The 24,039-nt window shown below is 37.4% G+C and carries 17 protein-coding genes; 2 read left to right on the plus strand and 15 right to left on the minus strand.

Going from position 1 to position 24,039, the window contains the following annotated elements; all coding sequences use genetic code 11:
- Positions 1-230 precede the first annotated feature (230 nt).
- Positions 231-3,188: a S8 family serine peptidase gene (locus B0E34_RS06055; RefSeq protein ID WP_087707890.1), complete on the plus strand. Its 2,958-nt coding sequence runs from the start codon at positions 231-233 to the stop codon at positions 3,186-3,188.
- Positions 3,189-3,262: 74 nt separating this feature from the next.
- Here B0E34_RS06055 and B0E34_RS06060 read toward each other — a convergent pair whose 3' ends face one another.
- From B0E34_RS06060 to folE, 8 genes are all read right to left on the minus strand, one after another.
- A complete protein-coding gene (locus B0E34_RS06060) occupies positions 3,263-3,772 on the minus strand; it encodes a ferritin (RefSeq protein WP_076395060.1) in 510 nt (169 codons plus the stop codon).
- A 128-nt stretch (positions 3,773-3,900) separates the two neighbouring features.
- A complete protein-coding gene (locus tag B0E34_RS06065) occupies positions 3,901-4,344 on the minus strand; it encodes a hypothetical protein (RefSeq protein WP_087707892.1) in 444 nt (147 codons plus the stop codon).
- Between the two features lie 178 nt (positions 4,345-4,522).
- A complete protein-coding gene (locus B0E34_RS06070) occupies positions 4,523-5,539 on the minus strand; it encodes a hypothetical protein (protein WP_087707894.1) in 1,017 nt (338 codons plus the stop codon).
- A gap of 136 nt (positions 5,540-5,675) precedes the next feature.
- Complete coding sequence (locus B0E34_RS06075) at positions 5,676-8,327, minus strand: 4-alpha-glucanotransferase (protein ID WP_087707896.1); 2,652 nt, start codon at positions 8,325-8,327, stop codon at positions 5,676-5,678.
- Between the two features lie 126 nt (positions 8,328-8,453).
- Entirely contained in the window at positions 8,454-9,620 is a 1,167-nt protein-coding gene (locus tag B0E34_RS06080; RefSeq protein ID WP_087708008.1) for a T9SS type A sorting domain-containing protein, read from the minus strand.
- A 255-nt stretch (positions 9,621-9,875) separates the two neighbouring features.
- The gene (gene cysS / locus B0E34_RS06085; RefSeq protein ID WP_087707898.1) at positions 9,876-11,342 is read right to left on the minus strand and encodes a cysteine--tRNA ligase; all 1,467 of its coding nucleotides are present in this window, start codon (positions 11,340-11,342) and stop codon (positions 9,876-9,878) included.
- Positions 11,343-11,494: 152 nt separating this feature from the next.
- Positions 11,495-12,133 (minus strand): putative polyvalent protein kinase domain-containing protein, encoded by a 639-nt coding sequence (locus B0E34_RS06090; RefSeq protein ID WP_228423021.1) that lies wholly within the window; start codon positions 12,131-12,133, stop codon positions 11,495-11,497.
- 25 nt (positions 12,134-12,158) lie between these two features.
- On the minus strand, positions 12,159-12,824 hold the full coding sequence (gene folE / locus B0E34_RS06095) for a GTP cyclohydrolase I FolE (RefSeq protein ID WP_076395046.1): 666 nt from the start codon (positions 12,822-12,824) through the stop codon (positions 12,159-12,161).
- Between the two features lie 97 nt (positions 12,825-12,921).
- Between folE and B0E34_RS06100 the strand changes: the two genes are divergently transcribed.
- A complete protein-coding gene (locus tag B0E34_RS06100; RefSeq protein WP_087707900.1) occupies positions 12,922-14,076 on the plus strand; it encodes a hypothetical protein in 1,155 nt (384 codons plus the stop codon).
- 93 nt (positions 14,077-14,169) lie between these two features.
- On the opposite strand, the gene metF is transcribed toward B0E34_RS06100, so the two are convergent.
- The 7 genes from metF to B0E34_RS06135 form a co-directional block, all read right to left on the minus strand.
- Positions 14,170-15,129 carry a methylenetetrahydrofolate reductase [NAD(P)H] gene (metF, locus tag B0E34_RS06105; protein WP_087707902.1) on the minus strand — a complete coding sequence of 320 codons (960 nt, stop codon included), beginning with the start codon at positions 15,127-15,129 and terminating at the stop codon, positions 14,170-14,172.
- Positions 15,130-15,278: 149 nt separating this feature from the next.
- A complete protein-coding gene (gene metH, locus B0E34_RS06110) occupies positions 15,279-17,945 on the minus strand; it encodes a methionine synthase (protein WP_087707904.1) in 2,667 nt (888 codons plus the stop codon).
- Positions 17,946-17,949: 4 nt separating this feature from the next.
- A complete protein-coding gene (locus B0E34_RS06115) occupies positions 17,950-19,041 on the minus strand; it encodes a fatty acid desaturase family protein (RefSeq protein ID WP_087707906.1) in 1,092 nt (363 codons plus the stop codon).
- A gap of 83 nt (positions 19,042-19,124) precedes the next feature.
- Complete coding sequence (locus B0E34_RS06120; RefSeq protein ID WP_087707907.1) at positions 19,125-20,135, minus strand: homocysteine S-methyltransferase family protein; 1,011 nt, start codon at positions 20,133-20,135, stop codon at positions 19,125-19,127.
- Between the two features lie 168 nt (positions 20,136-20,303).
- Complete coding sequence (locus B0E34_RS06125; RefSeq protein ID WP_087707909.1) at positions 20,304-21,506, minus strand: O-succinylhomoserine sulfhydrylase; 1,203 nt, start codon at positions 21,504-21,506, stop codon at positions 20,304-20,306.
- 35 nt (positions 21,507-21,541) lie between these two features.
- A complete protein-coding gene (locus B0E34_RS06130; protein ID WP_087707911.1) occupies positions 21,542-23,086 on the minus strand; it encodes an ACT domain-containing protein in 1,545 nt (514 codons plus the stop codon).
- Positions 23,079-24,026 carry an alpha/beta fold hydrolase gene (locus tag B0E34_RS06135; RefSeq protein ID WP_087707913.1) on the minus strand — a complete coding sequence of 316 codons (948 nt, stop codon included), beginning with the start codon at positions 24,024-24,026 and terminating at the stop codon, positions 23,079-23,081. Before B0E34_RS06135 ends, B0E34_RS06130 begins: the two co-directional genes overlap by 8 nt.
- Between the last annotated feature and the right edge of the window lie 13 nt (positions 24,027-24,039).

Consider the following 24,039-nt stretch of genomic DNA (forward strand, 5'->3'; position numbering starts at 1 on the left):
GATGACAGTTAATTACTATAACTGGCAATTTAAACCCAATTCATTTACCTTTAATAAGATATAATTTAAAACACTGACTATTAGTATTTTAAAAATAAAATTCTATTAATCTTAAATACATGAATTATGCCAGAAATTCTATTCAAACCACCTTAGATTAAAAACCTGATCATTAAAAAAATTTTTAACCATTAAAAATTAGAATATTTACATTCATCTTATCGCTCTTCATGATCCTGAGCATAAGCGCACAAACAGCTTCTAAGTATTTTTATTACTACAAAGGGAAAAAATATTTCCTTCAGTTAGACAAATCATCAATTGCCATTTCGTCTGCCAATACAGATGTTGTAAGAAATTTGAAAACAACCACCCCGATTGTTGAAAACTTTACCAAAAATTCTCTTTTGAATGACGGGAAAAAAGTGGCAAGCGATAAAAAAAGCTATTATGTAGAAATTGAATCAGACGCCAATATTTCAGACGAACAATACATTGCCAATATCGCTGAAAAAAACAAAAATCCCAATGTACTGGTTGCATCCCCTTGTTTTATAAGTGGTGAAAAACAAAAAATGGGAATGTCTAATAATTTCTATGTAAAACTAAAATCAAAAAATGACCTCAAACTTCTGAATGAATTAGCACAGAAAAATAATGTGGAAGTATTAGGATATAACGAATATATGCCTCTTTGGTTTACGATTTCATGTTCTAAAAATTCCACTCTTCCTACGGCAATAGAAATGTCCGCTTTATTTTACGAAACAGGATCTTTTGAAGCTTCGGAACCGGAATTTATGTATCACAATCTGGAAGCTACGGCAGATCCTTCTTATCCCAATCAGTGGTCACTGAAAAATACCGGACAGTTTGGGGCTTCTTATGCGGGAATTGATATAAAAGCTGAATCGGCATGGACTTTATCCACCGGAGCCAACGTGAAAACAGCAATCTTTGATCATGGTTTCGAAATGAATCATCCGGATCTTGCCGCGAATGTTTTCGGATCAGGATATGATGCGCAGACCAATACTTCACCTTCTGTGGTAAGAGGAAGTCATGGTACCGCCTGTGCAGGAATTGCCGGAGCCGTTCAAAACAACAATTTAGGAATCAGCGGCGTGGCTCCCAATACAAAATTAATTTCCATAAGTATTAATCTTACCTTTGCTGATACACCTCAGCAATTAGCTAATGGTTTCAACTGGGCTACAGCAAATGGCGTAGATGTAATCAGCAATTCATGGGGAGGATATGCACCTTCCACCATAATCGAAAACGGAATTACCAACGCTTTGGTAAACGGCAGGGGCGGAAAAGGGATGGTTGTAGTTTTTGCTGCAGGTAATGAAAACAATACCACGATCAGATATCCAGGAAACTGGAATCCACAAATATTAGTGGTTGGAGCATTAAGTCCTTGTGGTGAAAGAAAAAATCCGGGCTCATGTGACGGAGAAAACTGGTGGGGAAGCTGCTACGGAAGTCAGCTCGACATTATGGCTCCCGGTGTGAAAATGCCTACCACAGACAGACAGGGAGGCAATGGATATAATGCTTCAGACTATACTCCTGATTTTAACGGAACATCTTCTGCATGTCCTGTTATTGCCGGTGTAGCTGCCTTAATTTTATCTGCAAACCCTTGTTTAACCGCTCAACAGGTAAGAGATATTATAGAACAGACTGCTCAAAAGGTAAGAACAGATCTTTATGCTTATGCCTCCACTTCAGGAAGACCAAACGGAACATGGAATAGCCAGATGGGATATGGATTGGTAAATGCTTATGCGGCAGTTCAAAGAGCTAAATCAACATTCAGTCTTGCAGCTTTCGACAGTTCTGCGGATATCGGTCTGGAACCTAACCCTTCTGCGACGACATGGGCAAATATTTATCAGAGTCCTGATATCTGGAACAGACGTACCAACAGTTCTCTATTAAACTTTACTCATCAGGATCCGGGATATCTTGGACCAGGATTTAACGTGATGAGATTCAGAGTTAGAAATATCGGCTGTACAACTTCTGCCCCAAGTTTTGCAAGATTATACTGGACAATGGGATCTACTGGTGAAACATGGCCAAACTCATGGAACGGAATACAGTTAATTAACGGTTTTTCGGCAGGTGGAGAACTTACTACTCCGTATACAGGATTTAATGCTTCGAATGCATATGCAACAGGTCAGGGATTCAAAATTCCGGCTCTGGCTCCGGGACAAACTTATATTATTGATGCCAAATGGAATCCGGTAGATCCTGCAATTTATGGAGGGCTTACCGATAATCAGGTTTGTTTCTTAGGCAGAATTGTATCTCCGGGAGATCCGATGTACAACGAAAATCCGGGTCCGAATGCTCCTATTCAGCCAAATGTTACCAATAACAATAACGTTGTAACCCGAAATACAAGACTGGTAAGCTTAAGCGGAACTTTCCCTAAAAAATCAGGATTCTTTTTCGGAAATTATTTTGATTTTGAAAAGAATTTTGATGTTAAATTCAATTTGGTAAAAGATTCTAACGTGCCTTTCAAAAGCGTAGGAAATATTGTAGTAAAACTAAATGATATAGCCTGGGAAAGATGGGAAAACGGAGGAAAAGTAATGGAAGGAATGCAGGTGCTGAATTACAATGAACATGAATTTATCATCACAGATCTTCAGAACGCTTCCCTTAAAAATATCAGGCTGAAAGCAGGAGAATATTTCCCTGTTGCTCTTAGTTTCCAACAGGAAAACACAAGTATTACCTCACCGGAAAGCTATGATTTTGCCGCTACCCAAACCATTACAGGAAGTCCTGATGAATTGTACGGAAGTGTTTGTCATTTCCTGATTACCATCAACCAGAAAGAACCTTCAGACGGAGAGCAGTTCTGCGACGACAAATGCAGACAGGCAAAAGCTCAGTCTGCCATTTTACAGGATGTGAAATTATCTCCAAATCCGGCTTCTTCCAATGCTACTTTAGAATTTAATCTGGCTGAAGATGCAAAAGTAAATATCGTATTGGCAGATTATAACGGAAAAACACTTAAAACGATTTCCGAATCCGAATCTTTAAGAAAAGGAATCAGCAGAAAAGTATTTTCTATTAACGATCTTCCGAATGGAGTTTACGTAGTAAGTATTCTCGCTAATTCTGAGAAAAAATCTATCCATCTGATAGTAAAACATTAAGAATTAAATATAATTATCAACAAAAAAGAGCAGAAATTTCTGCTCTTTTCGTTTTTTATGCTGTAAAATAAATATTAAGCTGTTGTATCCGGTGCAAAAACTCTTTGCGCCAATTCCTGATCAAAGAGATATAAAGCGGATGGATTATCGCTTACCATTTTGATTTTGGTAACCAACTGAGATGCGCTTGCTTCTTCTTCTACCTGCTCGTTGATGAACCACTGCAGGAAAGAAGTTGTTGCAAAATCACCTTCGTCATTTGCATTTTTCACGATATTAAAAATACTTTTGGTCACTTTTTTCTCGTGTTCCAAAGCTTTTTCAAAAATATCGATTGCGTTTGCAAATTCGTGAGGTGGCTTTGCGATTTCACCAATGATGATTTCTCCGCCTACATCATTTAAATAGTCGAACATCTTATCCGCATGCATTAATTCTTCTTTGCTCTGTACACGAAAATAATTGGCAATCCCGTCCAGATCTTTACTGGAAAACCATGCAGACATAGAAAGATAATATTGTGCAGCGTATTGTTCGTGGGCTATTTGTTCGTTAATTAATTTTGCAATTCTTTCGCTAACCATAATTCGTAAATTTTCAGTCAAAATTAGGGAATAAAACCCCGAAATCAAAAGTTTTAATAGAATTTAATGAAAAAGGACGGAATAAATCCCGTCCTCTTACACATTAAAAAATCAAAATTATAAACTACTTAATTTGCATCCGGAGCCGCCGTGTTCATTGGTTTGTGCATTCTTCCGCCTTTCATTCCTCTTTCTTTCATTGCCACTTTTCTCTGCTCCATTTTTGCTTTTCTGTCCGCCTGCCATTTATCATATTGCTGAGGAGTAAGAATCTGTTTCATATCGGCATCCATCTGTGCTCTTTTTGCCTGTCTCTGATCTTTGTTTTTCTCAAAATCAGCTTTCATTTCAGCTTTTCTTTTTTCGTGAAGTGCTTTAATTTTATCTACCTGAGCCTGATTTAAATTTAAATCTTTCTGCATCTGCGCCATATGTTCCTGCTCTCTCTGCTGAAATTTTTCTTTCATTTCTGCTCTTTTAGCCTGTCTGTCCTGAGGTGTCGGAGTTGTTTGCTGTGCCATTGCAAAACTTCCCATTCCGATAAATGCTATTGCTAAAACTAACTTTTTCATTTTTTTTAAATCTTCAATTAATTGTTATACATCTTTTTGATTATTAGTTAAAACGAAAGTTAAAAGACAAACCTCATAAAAAATGTTAAATTTTAACACGAATTTTTCAATGATAAAATAAAAAAAGAGCAGATCATAAATATCTGCCCTCACACCACTTAAATATAATATATGAAAATTAATTCTTTGCAAATCCGGTTCGGAATCCGCTGTTTCCTCTGCTTTCTCCTCCCCCTCTGTTCTGTTGTTCTCTCGGAGCAGTATTTTCATTTCTTCGGAATCCGCCATTGTTTCTGAAACCGCCTCCGTTATTTTCCTGTCTCGGAGCTTCTTCTCTTCTTACTTCTCCTCCTCTGAAACCGCCACCTCTGGTTCCGCTGTTGTTCTCCGCTCTTTCATTTCTGAAACTTCCGTTATTTCTTGTACCTCCTGTTTCATTTCCGCCACGGAAGCCTCCGTTACTTCTTACTCCGCTATTATCGTTTCTAAAAACCGGATTATTGTTTCTGTTTTCTGTCTGATTACGGAAACCACCGTTATTACCATCTCTTACACCTCCACGGAAACCGTTGTTCGGTCTGTCGCTTCCTCTTACAATATTAAAGGTCGGATTATCATATCTACGGAATTTGTTTCTGTCTACTCTGTAGATATTGATGTTTATATTTCTGTAACGCGGCATCGGTCTGCAAATTCCTGCATAATGAGTTCTTCGGTAATTCTGAAAATAAACTACCGGACTGTACCCTCTGTAATAATTATTCTGGAACACCACAAAAACTCTCGGTCCCATAATTCTTTCCAACGCGTAGAATCTGTCATAATACCATCTGTCAGGATTGTATCTGTAGAAATTATTCCATGTAGAGAAACTTACGTACAGATTATTCAGTCTCATGATCTGATCTATCTGCCAACGATTCAGTCTGTTTTGGGCAAAAAAGCCATTCCAGTTGATGCTTATAATGCTGTTCCTGTAATCATTGTAATTGGTCTGGTAATAATCCTGTGGATAATAATCCTGCGGATAATTGTAGTAATAATCGTCTGGAAAATAATTCTGATCGTCTTCATCACTGTAATAGCCTCCGTCATTCTGATAATAGCCGTCATCTTCCCAGCCATTATTCGGATACTGCTGAGCAAACGATAAAGTCGCCATACCCAAAGCAAAACTGATTAATATTTTTTTCATTACTATAGTCGTTAATTGGTTAATATAGTCGAATTTTCTCTTCTATCTTTTGGATATAAATAAAAAAAAGAAGTTAAATCTTCCGATCCAACTTCTTTTAATTTATTATTAACTAATTGATAATCAAATGTTAAATTTATATCCTTCCGCTATCTTTAATCCAATAGGCTATTTTTTGATTGAAATCTTTCTGCTGTTTCAGATCTTCCAGATTAAGATGCATTCTGTATCTCCAGTAATGTGGAAAAACCGCAGGATTATTGATTCTTTCATTATCCATTTTAGGATTGCTAAGATTTTTATCCGTTGCTAAAAACTCCTGAATCGGGAAAATTGCCAGCATCGAATCATTATAAAGATGCTGTTTCATTATAATTTCAGCTAAATGAGGATCCAGTTCTTCCGGAGCTTTTCCATACTGTGTCAACTGCTGATTAAAATATTTCTGTGTAAGTGCCGGATCTTCTTTCCACCACTGTCTCAACGTTGAACTGTCATGTGAGGAAGCCGTAACAACATTCAGATAACCTGCATCTTTTGGATTATAAAAAGGAATATTATCAGAAGGCATTCTCTGCACTTTTAATGCAATAATTGCCAGTTCATCCATCACAACAGGAACACAGTCCGGAACAAGACCTAAATCTTCCCCGCAGATCAGCATTTCTGTAGCATTAAGAATCATCGGAAGTTTTTCCATCGCTTTTTCATACCAAAGATGATCCTGTCTTTTGAAGAAATAGTCGTGATACAGGTCATAAATGGATTTTTTCTCCCAGTCCGAAAGATATTTGTAAGATTCTGTGTTGTACACATTAAATCTCGGATGATAAACAACCTGTCCGTTTCGTTCCTCAATTAAAAATAAAACATTGGCACAAAGAGAAATCAACTGATCTTCAATGGGACCTTGTGGATTTTTCTTAAAAAAGTCGGCTAATTTGCGCTGGGTATTGAATTCTTCTTTAAATGAATAGGTTCCGTCCTGATTATTATTGATGAACTCAAGCGCTTTTCCACTGTTTTCGCCTAAATATTTCCAGAGAATCTGATCATTGATAAATGGCTTACAGTATCTGTCGAAATTAAAAGGAATATGTCTTGCACTGAATTCTTCCAGCGTAATAGGAACGGCAGGATAAAAATATCCTAAAATTCCCTGAGTTGCAGAAACCGGCATTCTCCAGATTCTGAAAAACCCTAAAATATGGTCGATTCTCATCGCATCAAAATACTGTTCCAATGCTTTGAACCTGTTTTTCCACCACTTGTAATCATCAGCTTTCATGGCTTCCCAATTGTAGGTAGGGAATTCCCAGTTCTGCCCCAATTCTGTGAACTGATCCGGCGGTGCTCCTGCCTGAAAATCCATTCCGAAAAGTTCAGGTTCTGTCCATGCTTCCACAGAATGTCTGTAGATTCCGATCGGCAGATCTCCTTTTACGGAAATTCCGAGGTTATGCGTATAATCAATCGCATCCTTTAATTGTTTATGAAGCTGATACTGAACCCATGCATGAAGCATAGAAGCATCATAATCTTTACTTTTTGCAGAGAAAAATGCAGAAACCTTTCCTGCAATATATTTTTTATGCGTTTTCCATTCGTTGAAATTCGGAGTCTTGTATTTGTCCCTCAATACACAAAAAGCTGCATAAGGAAGAAGCCAGCTCTCGTTGTCTTTGATGAATTTCCTAAAGTTTCTTTCCTTGTAGATCTTTTCTTTATCTTCATTAAAAATGGCAGTCAGATATTTCCATTTTCCGGAAATCATCTTTTCGTAATCGATTAATTCTAATGAATTTAGTTCTGACTTTTCAGCCTGATAATCTTCCATTAAATCTTTCGGTAACGCAAAATCGAGATTTTCAAGGGAAATATACTGCGGATGAAGCGCGTACACAGAAACTGCAGCATAAGGATAAGAATCTGTCCATGAATAATTTGCCGTTGTATCATTAATCGGCAGAATCTGGATAATTCCAAGATTGGTTTCCTTTGCCCAGTCTGCCAGTTTTTTCATGTCAGAAAATTCACCAACACCGAAACCGTCTTCCGTTCTCAGAGAGAAAACAGGAACCGCAACTCCTGCATCGTGATACATCTGATACAGTTTGAATTTAAAATAATGATCCGAAACAATCTGTAAAACGTCCTTCGACTGATTGGGCAGAGCAAATCTGTTTTCGCCTGTTTCCACATCGATTACTTTGCCTTTACCGGCATCGTAAAGACAGTATTTATATTGAATAAATTCGTTTTCAGGAATTTCCAGAGAAGTTTCCCAAATGCCGAAATCAGTCTGAGACAGATGGATCGCCTTTTCGTAGTCCCAATTTCCTAATGAAGCCGTACTTCCGAATACAACAATCTTCCAGTCCGGATTATAAATCGGAGCTTCTATTCTGAATAAATGCGTATGCTTTTTCAACACAGAAACTTTTTCCGGCTTGAAGGTGTTCAGTTTGTTGTAGAGAATTTTATTATTGAGATAGTTTTCAGGGAAATTTTTATTATTCCATTCATCAAAAATTACAAATTCTTTGTAATTGTGCGGAAAAGTAAGATGATGCGGAACAAACTCCTCGCGAAGAATATTTCCTCTTTCATCGATAAGCTGATAGTGATATGATATGGTTTTGGAAAAGTAATCCACCTCACACTTCCACAATCCGTTTTCTCCGTAAAACATAGCATGAGTCTGATGTACAGAGCCTTCATCTTTGATCATCAATTGCAGATTCTCTCCGACTTTCGCACTGTAACCTACATTAAAGTATAGCTTCATTTATATTTTTTTATAAAAATACATTATAATCCTGAAAAATAAAACTTATTGAATATCAAATATTCATTAAAAAAAACCTTTTCAAAATGTCTGAAAAGGTTTCTAAGCTTTATACAAAGTTAAAGATTATTCTGTAACTAAAATTTTCTTGTTTAATAATACTTTTCCGGATTCGTCGGTAATGTTTACCAGATAAGCTCCGCTGATCAGATTTTTAAGATAAACCTGTTGATTTAAAGACCCGTCTTTTACAGATAAATTCTGCTTCATCACATTTTTTCCTGAGAGATCGAAGACATTCAGTTTAATATTTCCTTTTACAGCTTTATCATTTACATTAACGTTAATGTACTTTTCATCCACTCTTGTCGGATAAATATCCAGATTGGCGTAAGCATTATTAGAAACGGCTTTATCATTCGCAAAATATTTACTTGCCAAATCATAAATATGCAGATTCTGTTCTCCTCCAAGCGGTTTTGCATGTAAAGTAGTAAGATCCACTTCATAAAGAGGAGCACCTTTTGCACTTGCAATCACTACTTTTCCTTTTGAATTTACCGCAGATCCGTTTACGGAATAATTTTCAGGAATTCCGGCAATTTTTCCTATGAATTTTGCTTTCATTTCCTTTGGTGAAACCTTGAAAACATTTCCCGAAGCCGAAAAAACATAGAAATTATTTTCTGCATCGGCAATCATATCTCCTCCGAAACCTGTTTCAATAGTAGTGAAAGAATTTTTTCCGTTGGAAGCGTCATCTTTAATGATTCCCAAATCGTTTACCACATATTGATTTCCTTTTCTGCTGATTTGCAAAAACTGTGTTCCGGAATTGTTGATCGCGTAAATATTTCCGTCGTAACCAGTTGTCATTCTCGTTACATGAGAATTGATTTCACATGAAGTAACTCTTGCAACACTGTTTTCTACCAACGTAATTTCTTTCGTTTTGGCATTTAAAACATAAATATTGGAAGAAAACATTGGCATATAGATCAGATTATTGTTGTAAGAATCATAAGCCAGCGTTGCCATATTTACAGCCTGCGCATTATTATAGGTATTTTTATCCTCCGCTACAGCGCCGTTTCTGCTCTGTGAGAAAACTCTTGCAGAAGAATCTGCATTAAAAATCTGTTCTCCGGAAGTTCCGCTTGTTCCGTCGATGGAACGGAAATCATTGAAAACAATACTCTGAGTATCTTTTCCGACCAAAGCAAAAAAATCCTGTTGTGCCGAAGCGTTTGCGCCCATCAACAACAGAAATAAAGGGAATAAATGTTTTTTCATAGTCTCTCCATTTAAATTTTTAATCATTTTATTATGACTAAGTTACGTAATTTTTGGATTGGATTTTAATTTTTTTTTAGTTTGAAAATAAGGTTTAGGCTAAGTTTTGAAAATAGATTTCTCCTTCGTCGAAATGACAGTATTATGTATAAAAAAACTCCCGCAGATTTTTCAGATTTGGCGGATGATTCTGTAAAAAATCTGCGCAATCTGTACAATCTGCGGGAGATATATTAAAAGCCGTAAAGCTTTATTCTAATTCAAAACATAAGAAGTTCCGTCTCTTCCATCTTTCAATTCGATGCCTTCAGCAAGAAGCTTATCGCGGATCTGATCGGAAAGCTCGAAATTTTTTGATTTTCTTGCCTGATTTCTCAACTCGATTAAAACTTTCAGGGTCTGATCCAGTTTTTCATTATTGTTTTCCTCAATCGTCTGAAGTCCCAAAACGTCGAAAACCAAAGCATTTAAAGTAGATTTCAGTTCCTCTAAATCTTTCGTTGAAACAGTTTCCTTTCCATCATTTAAAGCAAAGATATATTTTACCGCTTCAAATAAATGTGCAATTAAAACCGGAGAATTAAAATCGTCCGTTAATGCATCATAGGCTTTATTCTTCCACTCTTCAAGACTGAAACCGGAGTGTTTTTCGTCATTCGGAGTGATGCTGTTCAACACTTTAATGGCTTCCATCAATCTCGTGTATCCTTTTTCACTCGCAATCATGGCATCATTTGAAATATCTAAAACACTTCTGTAATGTGCCTGCAAAAAGCAGAAACGAACGATGGAAGGATGGAAAGGCTTTTCGAAGAAATCGTTTTCTCCTGTCACCAACTGCATCGGCAAAATATAATTTCCGGTGGATTTGCTCATACGCTGGGAATTCATCGTCAACATATTGGCGTGCATCCAGTAATTTACCGGAGAAGCATCATTGCAGGCTTTTCCCTGTGCGATTTCACATTCATGGTGCGGAAATTTCAGATCCATTCCGCCTCCGTGAATATCAAAAGTTTCTCCTAAATATTTTGTACTCATTGCAGTACATTCCAGATGCCATCCCGGAAAACCTTCTCCCCAAGGCGAATTCCACCTCATGATGTGTGCCGGAGAAGCTTTTTTCCACAATGCGAAATCCTGCGGATTTTTCTTTTCACCCTGTCCGTCGAGATCACGGGTATTGGCAAAAAGTTCTTCGATATTTCTTTTCGAAAGTTCACCATAGTTTAAGCCTCTTCTGTTGTATTCCAACACATCGAAATACACAGAACCGTTGCTTTCGTAGGCGAATCCTCTTTCTATTAACTTTTGAGTCAGCTCGATCTGTTCCACGATATGACCGGTTGCAGTCGGTTCAATATTCGGAGGAAGCAAATTGAACATATCCAACACTTTATGAAAATCGACCGTGTATTTCTGTACGATTTCCATTGGTTCTAACTTTTCTAAACGTGTTTGTTTTACAAATCTGTCGTTATTCACGTCCCCATCGTCGGTAAGGTGACCTGCATCGGTAATGTTTCTTACGTAACGAACTTTATAACCCAAATGCATCAAGCTTCTGTAGATGAAGTCGAAAGAAAGGAAAGTTCTTACATTTCCCAAGTGTACATTGCTGTAAACGGTCGGTCCGCAGACATACATTCCTACATTTCCTTCTAAAATCGGCTTGAATATTTCTTTTTCTCCCGCAAGCGAGTTGTATATTTTTAATTGCATTTTTTTATTTTGATTTAATGATTTTTAAAATTTAGTGTAAAGTTTATTAATTAAAAGATTTTAACCTTTTAACAGCAGCAGGTACAGCAACAACAAATAATGGTTGTTACAAATATCTTGTATGAAACTTTTTTAAATTTTATCATTATAATTTACTTCCAGAAAATTTCAGGTTTAATATAAAAAACGGTATCAATAAAATATAACACTCCTTTTTGTGTAATGACATTTTCGTCATGGAGATCTTCCAGAATAATTCCTAAGGAAGAGTTATAGTAATCATTGTTTCTTATATTTTCAAATCCATTATTACCAAGAAAACTTTTAACTTCTCTGAGATCAGTTAACTGATCCAATTTAACAAATCTTTGTTTAACAACTGCATATAAACTGTCTGAATTCAAATAAAATCCAATTAATTCATATGCTGTATCCGGAAAAAAATAATTATTTAAAAGGAGATTATGAAAGTAATCCAGCCATGATTCATAGTAAATAGAATCATTCAGCTTTAAAACAAAACTATCATCTTTCAAATATACTTTTTGCTCCGCTCCTTCTGATACAAACAGATTAAAATCTATCGTATTATACCAAAAGTTATTAAAATTAATCCAATCGATTAACTCTAATGTTTCTTTTCTTTTGAAATACTTTTCTTTTGAAGCCAGCCTGCCTGTTTCTTGGCTTCTTCTAAGGTAACCGGCGATTGTTTGGATAGTATTTCCATACTTAACTTCGCTCTTTCCTGAAAGGATATATTGGAGTTCATATTTAATATCGTTTAACATTATTAAAAATAGTACAATTTTTCATTTAATCCAATTTCGCATGGCTTCCTACATAATGAAGAAACTCCTGTCTTGTGATAGGATTGGTTCTGAAAATTCCGCTTAATTCTGCAGTAATGGTAGAACTTGCGGTATCTTTAATTCCTCTGCAATTAACGCAAAGGTGTTTTGCATCAATGATACAGGCAACGTCTTTTGTTCCTAGAGCTTCTTTCAGAGCATTCACAATCTGCATGGTGAGTCTTTCCTGAACCTGCGGTCTTTTTGCATAATAATCCACAATCCTGTTAATTTTTGAAAGACCTATAACTTCTCCGTTCGAAATGTAAGCAACGTGCGCTCTCCCGATAATCGGCAGGAAGTGATGTTCACAGAACGAATAAACGGTGATATCTTTTTCCACCAACATTTGGCGGTATTTGTATTTATTTGAGAATGTGGAAATTCCCGGTTTGTTTTCTGGAAGAAGTCCTCCGAAAATTTCATTTACGTACATTTTAGCAACACGTTTCGGAGAGTCTTTCAGAGAATCGTCGGTCATGTCTAAACCCAGCGTTTCCATGATCTCCCCAAAAAGTTCGGTAATTTTTTCTATTTTTTCTTCCGGTGATTTATCAAAAGCATCTTCCCTAATAGGCGTATGTTCTTTTCCTGTGAAAATATCATCGTCGTTATCCGTAAAATCAACCATTTTTATTTAATTTGCACAAAAATACGGATAAAATCTGTTAGTCATATTTAATTTGGGCGAAAAACATTATCTTTTACCCCCACTATCATTTTACACCATGATTACTGCTGAAGAAGTACAAAACCAATCTCAGAGAAAGGAATTTTTAGAATTTCCGGCAAGGCTTTATCAAAAAGACAAAAACTATATAAGACCCCGAAATATTGATATCGAAGATATTTTTAACCCTCAAAAAAACAGATTTTTTAAAAACGGCGAATGTGCAAGATTTTTGTTTAAAAATAAAGAAAATAAAACCGTAGGCAAAGTTGCGGTTTTCATTAACGAAACGTATCAGCAAAAACAGCCAACCGGCGGAATCGGATTTTTCGACTGTGTCAACGATCAGGAAACTGCAAATTTTATTTTTGATCACTGCAAAAGCTGGCTTCAGGAAAGGGGAATGGAAGCAATGGACGGACCAATTAATTTCGGGGAGCGCGACAAATTCTGGGGATTGGTAATTGAAGGTTTTATCGAACCTCTGTACGGAATGAATTACAATTTTCCTTATTACAAAGATCTCTTTGAAAACTACGGGTTTAAAATTTATTTTGAGCAGCTTTGTTTTTCAAGACCTATTTTTGCCGAAGTTTCGAGACTTTTTACGGTTATGCACGCCAAACACAGTAAGAATCCAGATCTTTCCGCAAAACCGATGACGAAAAATAATCTGGAGAAATTCGCCAAAGATTTTACGGAAATTTATAATAAAGCATGGGCTGCACACGGCGAAGGAAAATGTCTTCAGGAATCTAAAGTTCTGAAAATGTTTAAAACGATGAAACCGATCATCAATGAACATATTTCATGGTTTGTTTACGAAAATGAAAAACCGATTGCGATGTGGATGAATCTTCCGGATACGAATCAGTGGTTTAAATATCTGAACGGAAAATTCGGGATCTGGGAAAAGCTGAAGTTTCTCTGGATTAAACAGTTTAAAAAGAACGAAAAAATGGTGGGTCTGGTTTTCGGCGTTGTTCCTGAATGGCAAAGGAAAGGTGTTGAAGGCTACATGATCTGGGAAGGAACGCAACATTTAAGGAAACATACAGATTTTAAAATCACTGAAATGCAGTGGATCGGGGATTTTAACCCTAAGATGATTAAAATTGCGGAAAATCTTGATACTACGGTCACCCGAAAATTAGCGACGTACCGTTATCTTTTTGACAGGAATAAGGAGTTTGAGAGGCATCCTGTTTTGTGATTCAATAGATTTCGGCGGCTTCGCCGCCGAAATCTATTGAAAAGAGCTCTGCAAAAATGCAGAACTCCAATCAAAAATTCACTTTTCACTTTATTAGAATAGCGCTCCGGCTACTTTTTTAATATTATCACTTTTCCCCATGGAATAGAAATGCAGAACCGGAACTCCGAATTCCAGCAGTTCTCTGCACTGTGCGATTGCCCATTCGATTCCGATTTGTTTTACGGCTTCATTATTTTTGGCATTCTCCACTTCGTTTATTAAATCTTCCGGAAGATCAATTTTAAAAATCTGAGGTAAAACCTTTAAATGCTTTTTCGTGGCAATTGGTTTAATTCCCGGAATAATAGGAACAGTGATTCCCATTTCTCTGGCTTTCTGAACGAATTCAATGAATTTTTTATTATCGAAAAACATTTGGGTTACGATATAATCTGCTCCTGCATCCACTTTTTGTTTCAGCCATTTAAGATCATAATTCATAGATGGCGCTTCCATGTGCTTTTCAGGATAACCTGCAACACCGATGCAGAATTTATTATGCTCATCACAAATTTCATCCTGATTATGCAGATATTTTCCTCTTCCCAAATCATTAATCTGGTGAACCAATTCCATTGCACTTCCGTGACCTCCCTGAGTCGGTTCAAAATACTGATGCCCTTTCATCGCATCGCCTCTGAGTGCCATCACGTTATCGATTCCGAGATACATACAGTCTACCAGAAGATATTCTGTTTCTTCTTTGGTAAAACCTCCGCAAAGCAGATGCGGAACGGTATCTACATTGTATTTATGCTGAATCGAAGCACAGATTCCTAAGGTTCCGGGACGCATTCGGGTAATTCTGCGTTCCATTAATCCGTTTCCTTTGTCGATGTAAATATATTCTTCTCTGGAAGTCGTAACGTCAATGAATGGCGGTTTAAATTCCATTAAAGGATCAATATTTTTGTAAAGATCTTCAATCCCGATTCCCTTTTGTGGAGGAACAACTTCGAGGGAAAACAAAGTTTTTCCGTTTGCGTTTTTTATATGGTCTGTGATTTTCATTTTTTTGTTGCTTGTTGAAAGTTTTTTGTTGATGGTTATACTGAAAAATCAAACAACCAATAACTATCATCAATAAAATAATTTTTAAATTCTGTTTTAATTTTGAAGTTTCAGTTTCGGCGGCGGCTTTGCCGCCCCCGAAACTGAAACTAAATTCCGTCTGCCAAATTAGGATTCAACCACTTTCTCGCTTCCTGCAAAGCAATTCCTTTTCTTACCGAATAATCTTTCAACTGGTCTTCTGCGATTTTTCCCAATCCGAAATATTTGGCGTGCGGACTTCCGAAATAGTATCCGGAAACCGAAGCAGTCGGGAACATTGCTAAACTTTCCGTCAGATAAACTCCGATATTTTCTTCCACTTTCAGTAAATCCCAGATTGCGTGTTTTTCTAAGTGATCCGGGCACGCAGGATAACCCGGAGCGGGACGAATTCCTTTATACTTTTCAGCAATCAATTCTTCGTTGGTTAAATTTTCCTGATTGGCGTACCCCCAATATTCTGTTCTCACTTTTTTATGTAAAAATTCTGCATAAGCTTCTGCAAAACGGTCTGCCAAAGCTTTTACCATGATCGCGTTGTAGTCGTCATTTGCTTTTTCGTATTCCTGCGCCAGTTCATCCGTTCCGAAGCCGGTTGTAACACAGAAAGCTCCCATATAATCGGTTTTTCCTGAACTTTCAGGGGCAATAAAATCGCTTAACGCCAGATAATCTTTCCCTTTTGAACGCTGCGCCTGCTGTCTCAGGGTGATGAACTTCGTTTTCTGATCGCTGTTTTCATCAAAAATTAAAATATCATCCGTTTCGTTGGAATTGGCTTTGAAAATTCCGAAAATAGCTTTTGCCGTTAATAACTTTTCATCCAAAATTCTTTTTAAAATTACCTGTGCATCTTTGAACAATTCTTTTGCCTGAGCTCCCACAACCTCATCTTCTAAAATTTGCGGGTATTTGCCGTGAAGATCCCAACTTCTGAAAAAAGGTGACCAGTCGATGAAAGGCAATAATTCTTTCAGATCCTGATTTTCAACAACGGTAATTCCTAACTGATTGGGTGTAAAAATTTCTTCATTTTCCCAGTCGATTTTAAACTTATTCTGTCTGGCTTCTTCAATAGAAACATAGTCTTTTTCTACCTGTCTGTTCAGGAACTTTTCACGGAATTCGGAATATTCACTTTTCAGATCATCAACGTATTCTTTATTTCGGTCGCCCAATAATGAACTTACCACATTTACCGCTCTGGAAGCATCATTGACGTGAACTACGGCGTTTTTATATTTTAAATCGATTTTTACGGCTGTGTGCGCTTTTGATGTCGTTGCGCCACCGATCAGCAAAGGGAAATTTAAATTCTGTCTTTCCAGTTCCTGAGCGATGTACACCATTTCATCCAGACTTGGTGTAATTAATCCACTAAGTCCGATCACATCTACTTTTTCTTCAATCGCAGTCTGAATAATTTTTTCAGCAGGAACCATTACGCCAAGATCCACAATTTCATAATTGTTGCATCCTAAAACTACACTTACAATATTTTTACCGATATCATGAACATCTCCTTTTACCGTTGCCATCAGGATTTTTCCGTTGGCAGGTTTTGTTCCGTCTTTTTCGGCTTCGATGAATGGCTGTAAATAAGCCACCGCTTTTTTCATCACTCTCGCCGATTTTACAACCTGCGGTAAGAACATTTTTCCGCTTCCGAACAGATCTCCGACAACGCCCATTCCGGTCATTAAATTAATTTCAATAACATGAAGCGGTTTTTCTGCCTGTAGTCTTGCTTCCTCCACATCTTCCTCGATAAAACGGTCGATTCCTTTTACCAAAGCATGGGTGATTCTTTCCTGCAAAGGATGATTTCTCCATTCTAAATCTTCAACCTTTTCTTTTTTGACTGATTTATGCTTTTCAGAATAATCAAGAAGTCTTTCTGTAGCATCTTCTCTTTTATCGAGAATCACATCTTCAACGAGTTCCAGAAGTTCCTTATTAATTTCATCATATACTTCCAGCATCGCAGGATTTACGATTCCCATATTCATTCCTGCCTGAATAGCGTGATACAGGAAAACCGAGTGCATCGCTTCTCTCACCGTATCATTTCCACGGAACGAGAACGAAACATTGGAAACTCCCCCGCTCACGGATGCATACGGAAGATTCTGGCGGACCCATCTTGTTGCTTCAATAAAATCGATGGCATTTCTGCGATGTTCATCCATTCCCGTTGCCACAGGGAAAATATTTAAATCGAAAATAATGTCTTCGGCAGGGAAATTTAAACGATTCACTAAAATATCATAGGAACGTTTTGATATTTCGATTCTGCGTTCGTAGGTATCGGCTTGTCCCACCTCATCAAAAGCCATGACAATCACTGCGGCACCGTATCTTTTGATGGCTTTTGCCTGTTTGATGAATTCTTCCTCACCTCCTTTTAAGCTGATGGAATTGACCACACATTTTCCCTGTGCAACCTGCAATCCGGCTTCCAGAATTTCCCATTTTGAAGAATCGATCATGAGAGGAATTCTTGCGATATCCGGTTCTGAGGCAATCAGGTTTAAAAATTTAATCATGGAAGCCTTTCCGTCGATCAGTCCATCGTCAAAATTAACGTCGAGAATCTGCGCACCGCCTTCAACCTGATGACGTGCAATATCGAGCGCTTCCCCGAATTTTTCTTCTTTTATTAATCTTAAAAATTTCTTTGAACCGGCAACGTTGGTTCTTTCCCCAACGTTGATAAAGTTACTTTCCGGTGTAATAATCAAAGGCTCAAGCCCCGATAATCTTAAATATTTCATCAATTTATTCTTCTAAAATAAAATATGCATTATTTGCATTTTGCTTCAGCAAATCCACATGTTTGCCCAAAGCGGTGGTCATTGGAAATCTTTTGTATGCTAAGCCGTGTTCTTTGGCAAACTGCTCGATTTCTTCTGTAATTTCATTATAATAGACATAACTGTAATTCGGAAAAAGATGGTGGGCAACGTGAAAGTTGAAATTTCCCAGTACATTTCTTACAAACCAGTTATTTTCTTTTAAATCGTTGGTGACTTCAAACTGATGGTGAAGCCAGCTAAAAGGAAGTCCGTTTTTCTCATCAAGTTTCGGGAAGGCATTATCGGGAAGCGGATGCAGTGGCAACAATACAAAAAGCGCAAAAATACTCGCTGCAATTACTTGTAAAAACCATGCTCCCAAAGCCAAGCCTAAAGAGACTTTAAAAAACAGAACGGGAACGGCAATCTGATAGAAAAAGTAAAACAGTTTATACGCCACCATTTTAATTTTTTCTTTTTTCGGAATCGCTCCCTGCGTTTTCAGGATCACTCTTTCGTTATCGAAAAAATCTCTGAAATCGCGGATAAACATCCAGTTGAACAGATATAAAGGATAGACCAGAAAGAAAAAGAAATGCTGATATTTCTGAATTCCTTTTGCCCTGATCCAGGGAACGATTAACAGCAATCCGCTCTGCTCAATATCCGTATCCCAACCGTCTACATTGGGATATGCGTGATGGCTTGCGATGTGTCTTTTCTTCCAGATGTAGGAATTGGCTCCCACAAAATCGAAAATCTGTAAAACCAGACTGTTCAGTCTTTTACTTTTGAAAATATTATTGTGAGCTGCTTCGTGAATTAAATTCAGATAAATTAAAACCAGAGAAAGCCCCATTAAAATAAAACTCAAAATATACACAGAAGGCTGGTCTGCATGTAGAAGTGCAAAGACATATAAACCGAAATAGACCAAAGGCAGAATAACCGCTTTGATCTGAATGTAAATGTCCCTGTTTTCAGGAATAGATTCTACTCTTTGGTTCACTTTTTTTCTGAGTTCATTAAATAATCTGGCATCCTCCGGATCTTTAAAGTAAATAGGTTTTTCCATTATATTTAATTTTGTGTGATAATTAAAGATAATATTAAAAACTGTTCCTTTTTCTTATGATTTAATTAAAAAATTCTATTATTTCAGACAAATTCTTTCAATTTTCTCGGCGGATATTGCGAAACCAGATCTGCAATTGCTTCGATATGATCCGGCGTTGTTCCGCAGCAGCCTCCAATGATGTTGATTAATCCTTTTTCTACATATTCTTTAATCTGACTCGCCATATCTTCCGGAGTTTCATCATACTTCCCGAAAGCGTTTGGTAAACCTGCGTTCGGATAAGCTGAAACAGCAAATTCTGAATTGTGGGCTAAAGTCTCCAGATAAGGCGTCAATTGGTTTGCTCCCAAAGCGCAGTTAAAACCTACACTCAAAAGGTTTAAATGAGAAACTGAGATCAAAAATGCTTCTGCTGTCTGTCCGCTCAATGTTCTTCCTGAAGCATCCGTGATTGTTCCTGAAACCATGATCGGAATATTAATTCCTCTTTCTTCATTAATCTCATCAATGGCGAAAAGTGCCGCTTTTGCATTCAATGTATCGAAAATGGTTTCTACCAACAGAATGTCCGATCCTCCGTCTAATAAAGCTTCGCACTGTTGTTTATAAGCAATTCTCAGTTCATCAAAAGTAATCGCTCTGTATCCGGGATCGTTTACATCGGGGCTTAAACTTGCTGTTCTGTTGGTTGGACCGATAGAACCTGCCACAAATCTTGGTTTATCCGGATTTTTCGCAGTGTATTCGTCGCAGGCTTTTCTTGCAATTTTTGCAGATTCGTAATTCAGTTCGTAAACGAGATCTTCCATGTGATAATCTGCCATGGCAATGGTTGTTCCTGAAAATGTATTGGTCTCGATGATGTCTGCTCCCGCTTCAAGGTATTTTTTGTGAATTTCTTCAATGGCATGAGGCTGCGTTAAAGACAACAAATCATTGTTTCCTTTTACCGGATGTTCCCAGTTTTTGAAACGTTCGCCACGGTAGTCTTCTTCTTCGAATTTATACCGCTGAAGCATGGTTCCCATCGCTCCGTCGAGAATTAAAATTCTTTCGGATAATGCTTTGTATAATTGTTCTGAATTTTTCATTTATTATATTTTTTTCCATAGGTTGCACCTACGGTTATTATTGTTAAACCCTTCGGGTTTTATAATGCTGAATCTTTCGCAGCCCGACTTGAGCGGAGCTCTTTTTGCCGCAGCGAAGCGGAGGCAAAAAAGCGGGAGCGGAAGGCGGATAAAGCTGCTCAAATCAAATTAATCCAATGCCTGTCTTAAATCTGCAATGATATCTTCCACATTTTCCAGACCTACTGAACAACGAACCAGACCTGCAGTAATTCCGACTTCGTTTCTTTCTTCATCGGATAATTTGGAGTGCGTTGTAGAAGCAGGATGCGTTACTATGGTTCTCGTATCGCCTAAGTTTGCGGAAAGGGAACACATTTTAATTTTATCTAAAAAGTTTCTTCCGCCTTCAATTCCGCCTTTGATTTCGAAGGCAACAATGTTTCCGCCTAGCTTCATCTGTTTTTTTGCAATTTCATAGCTTGGATGAGATTTTAAGAACGGATATTTTACCAGTTCTACATTGGGATGATTTTCAAGAAACTCGGCTACTTTTAAAGCGTTTTCACAATGTTTTTCTACGCGAATTGCCAGTGTTTCGAGACTTTTAGACAAGACCCAAGCGTTGAAAGGCGACATTGCAGGTCCTGTATTTCTGGCGAAAAGATAGATTTCACGGATCAGGTCTTCTCTTCCGACCGCTACTCCGCCTAAAACACGACCTTGTCCGTCAATTAGTTTGGTTGCGGAATGCACCACAATGTCTGCTCCGTATTTTATCGGTTGTTGCAGATAAGGTGTCGCAAAGCAGTTATCCACAATAAAAATTAAGTTGTGTTTCTTCGCAATCTGTCCGAAAAACTCTAAATCCAAAACCTCAATCGCAGGATTGGTAGGTGTTTCCAGATATAAAATTTTCGTGTTGGGCTGAATATATTTTTCTACATTCCAAGCATCTTCTGCTTTAAAATAGGTTGTTTCAATATTCCATTTCGGGAAATATTTTGTGAACAGTGTGTGTGTAGATCCGAAAACGGACTGACAGCTTACAATATGATCTCCTGCATTTAACAAAGTCGCAAATGTGGAGTAGATCGCTGCCATTCCTGTGGCAAAAGCATACCCTGCTTCTGCGCCTTCCATTTTGGCAATTTTATCGGTAAATTCTGTTACGTTCGGATTGGAAAAACGGCTGTATAAATTTTTTGGTTTTTCTTCCGCAAAGCTCGCCCTCATGTCTTCCGCATCCTGAAAAATAAAGCTGGATGTGAGATACAAAGGCGTGGAATGCTCATCAAACTGGGTTCTTTCAGTCTGGGTTCTTATGGCAAAGGTTTCAAAATTGGTTGATGGTTGATGGTTGTCAGTTGATAGTTTTTCTTCGTTATTCATCACTAATACATTTTACATTTGTACTTTTCACAGAATCATTTCGTTTCACTTACTCTTAAAATGTCTCCGAAAACGCCTCTCGCTGTGACAATTGCGCCGGCTCCGGCTCCCATGATGACGATTGGGTTTTCTCCGTAACTTTCGGTGTAGATTTCGAAGATTGAGTCTGAGCCTTTCAGTTGTCCTAACGCGGAAGTTGCCGGAACGGAAATTAATTTCACATCGAGTTCTCCTTTTTCTTTCTGCAAATCTCCGTGAAGATCTCCCACATATCTTAAAACGTGTCCTTCTTCCTGATTTTCTTTGATTTTCTGATATTCCGCATCTAATTCGTCCAGTCTTGAAAGGAATTCTGATTTGGAAACAGAAAGCAGATTTTCAGGAACAAGATTCTGAATTTTAATATCTTCAAACTCATTGATTAAGTCTAATTCTCTCGCCAAAATCAATAATTTTCTTGCTACATCGTTTCCTGAAAGGTCTTCTCTCGGATCGGGTTCTGTATATCCTTTTTCCAATGCTTCATTGATGATGGTGGAAAACTTATCGTCTCTTAAAGAAAAATTATTGAAAACATAGCTTAATGTTCCTGAGAAAACGCCTTTAATTCTGGTAATATTTTCTCCTGAAAGATGTAGAAGTTTAATGGTGTCGATCAATGGTAAACCTGCTCCTACATTGGTTTCGTAGAGATAGCGTCTGTTGTTTTTGTTCAACGTATATCTTAGTTGACGGTATTCTGAAATCGGAAGGGTGTTGAAAATTTTGTTGGAAGAAACGAGATCGAAGCCGTTTTCTGCCAATGTGTGATAATTTTTCACGAAGTCTTTGCTTGCGGTGTTATCCACAACAATTAAATTTTCAAGCTGATTTTCTTTGGAGAAATTAATCAGTTCCTGAACATCGGAAGGTTTTTCTGCCGTTAAAACCTCATCATTCCAATTGCTGTCGAATCCTTTTTTATTGAATGCTATTTTCCTGGAATTGGCAACTGCAACAACTTTCAGGTCTATTTTTTTTCGTCTTTTAATTTCTTCTGAAGATTCCAAAACCTGCTGTATTAAGGTCTTCCCTACGTTTCCGTGACCGATGATTGCCAGATGAACGGTTTTCGGTTTTTTGGAAATTTCAGATTCGATGATATTTTTTGCTTTTTCGTCCTGTGAAGATGTCACAACGATATTTACCCGTTTTTCGGTTGCAATCTGGTTTAAAAGCAACGGGAAAACATTATTTCTTGCGAGTTCCGCTAAAACTTTGTTGAAGTCTTCTGCAACAAATCCTAACACCGACACATTATTGATGCTGTATATCTGGGAAACTTTCCCCGATTTTCTTTCTGGTTCAAATTCGTCAATCAGACAATTGACTGCTTTTTCGGAATCGTTTTCATGAACTAAAATGGAGATTCCGTTTTCAATTGCCTGCTGGGAAATTACTCCCACACTGATTCGCGCCAAAGTAAGCGCTTTAAAAATTCGTCCGTCGATCCCGATTTCACCTAAGAAATCTTCTCCTTCAAATTTGATGATGGATCTGTTTTTTAAAAATTTTATTTCGTTAGCATTAATCTTACTCATTTTTCAAAATATTTTTAATGATCGTATTTAATTGTTTATATTCCATTAAGAAGGCATCGTGCCCATGAACTGAGGTGATCTCGTGATAGAAGACATCTTTGTTTTTCTCTTTCAGCTTTTCAAAACACATTCGGATTTCTGAAGCGGGGAAAAATAAATCTGTATCTACAGAGATCATGTGCATTCGCGCCTGAATTTTTTCCAAATGTTCTTCATTGGCATTGATGTTCATCAGCAAATGATTCATGAGCTTATATGACTTTAAACTAAATCTTTCGTTTAAAGCTTTTCCGTGATAAACAAGCCAGTCTTCCGACTCTAATCTCTGCTTTTCTTCACTGTATCTGTTTTGAAATCTGTTATTTAACGATTCAGGAGTTCTGTAACACAGCATAGCATGGATTCTTGCTTTTTGCAATGGTTCATCGTTTTGGTTTAGTAAAAATTTCTGAACGAGACACTGTGCATGAAGCCAGTCGTGGGTTTTAAAATCGCAGGCTACCGGGATGAAAATTTCGGTAAGATGTGGCTTTTTTACCAGCATTTCCCAGCCGATTCCACCTCCTAAAGAACCTCCAATAATGGCGTGTAAACTTTTGATATTTAAAATTTCAAGGCCTTTCAAAAATATGTTTGCTATATCTGAAGGCGTGAAATCTTCACATTCATCAATAAAAAAATCATCAAATCCGTTTCCGGGAATATTGAAGCACAGAACTGTATATTGGTCGGTATCGATTACCTGATGTTCTCCAACCAGTTGTTTCCACCATCCTTTTTCTCCGGAAACATTGGAATTTCCGGTTAAAGCATGATTCACTAAAATGATCGGGGCAGAAAACAGGTCTTTCCCGAAAAGCTGATAGCTCAACGGGATATTGTATTCCTTTTGGGAATCGGTATGATACGAAAAATTAATATGTTTAAGTTCTGTTTTCAATTCTATTATTTTA

This window comes from Chryseobacterium mucoviscidosis (genome assembly GCF_002177115.1).
GTDB classification, from domain to species: Bacteria; Bacteroidota; Bacteroidia; order Flavobacteriales; family Weeksellaceae; genus Chryseobacterium; species Chryseobacterium mucoviscidosis.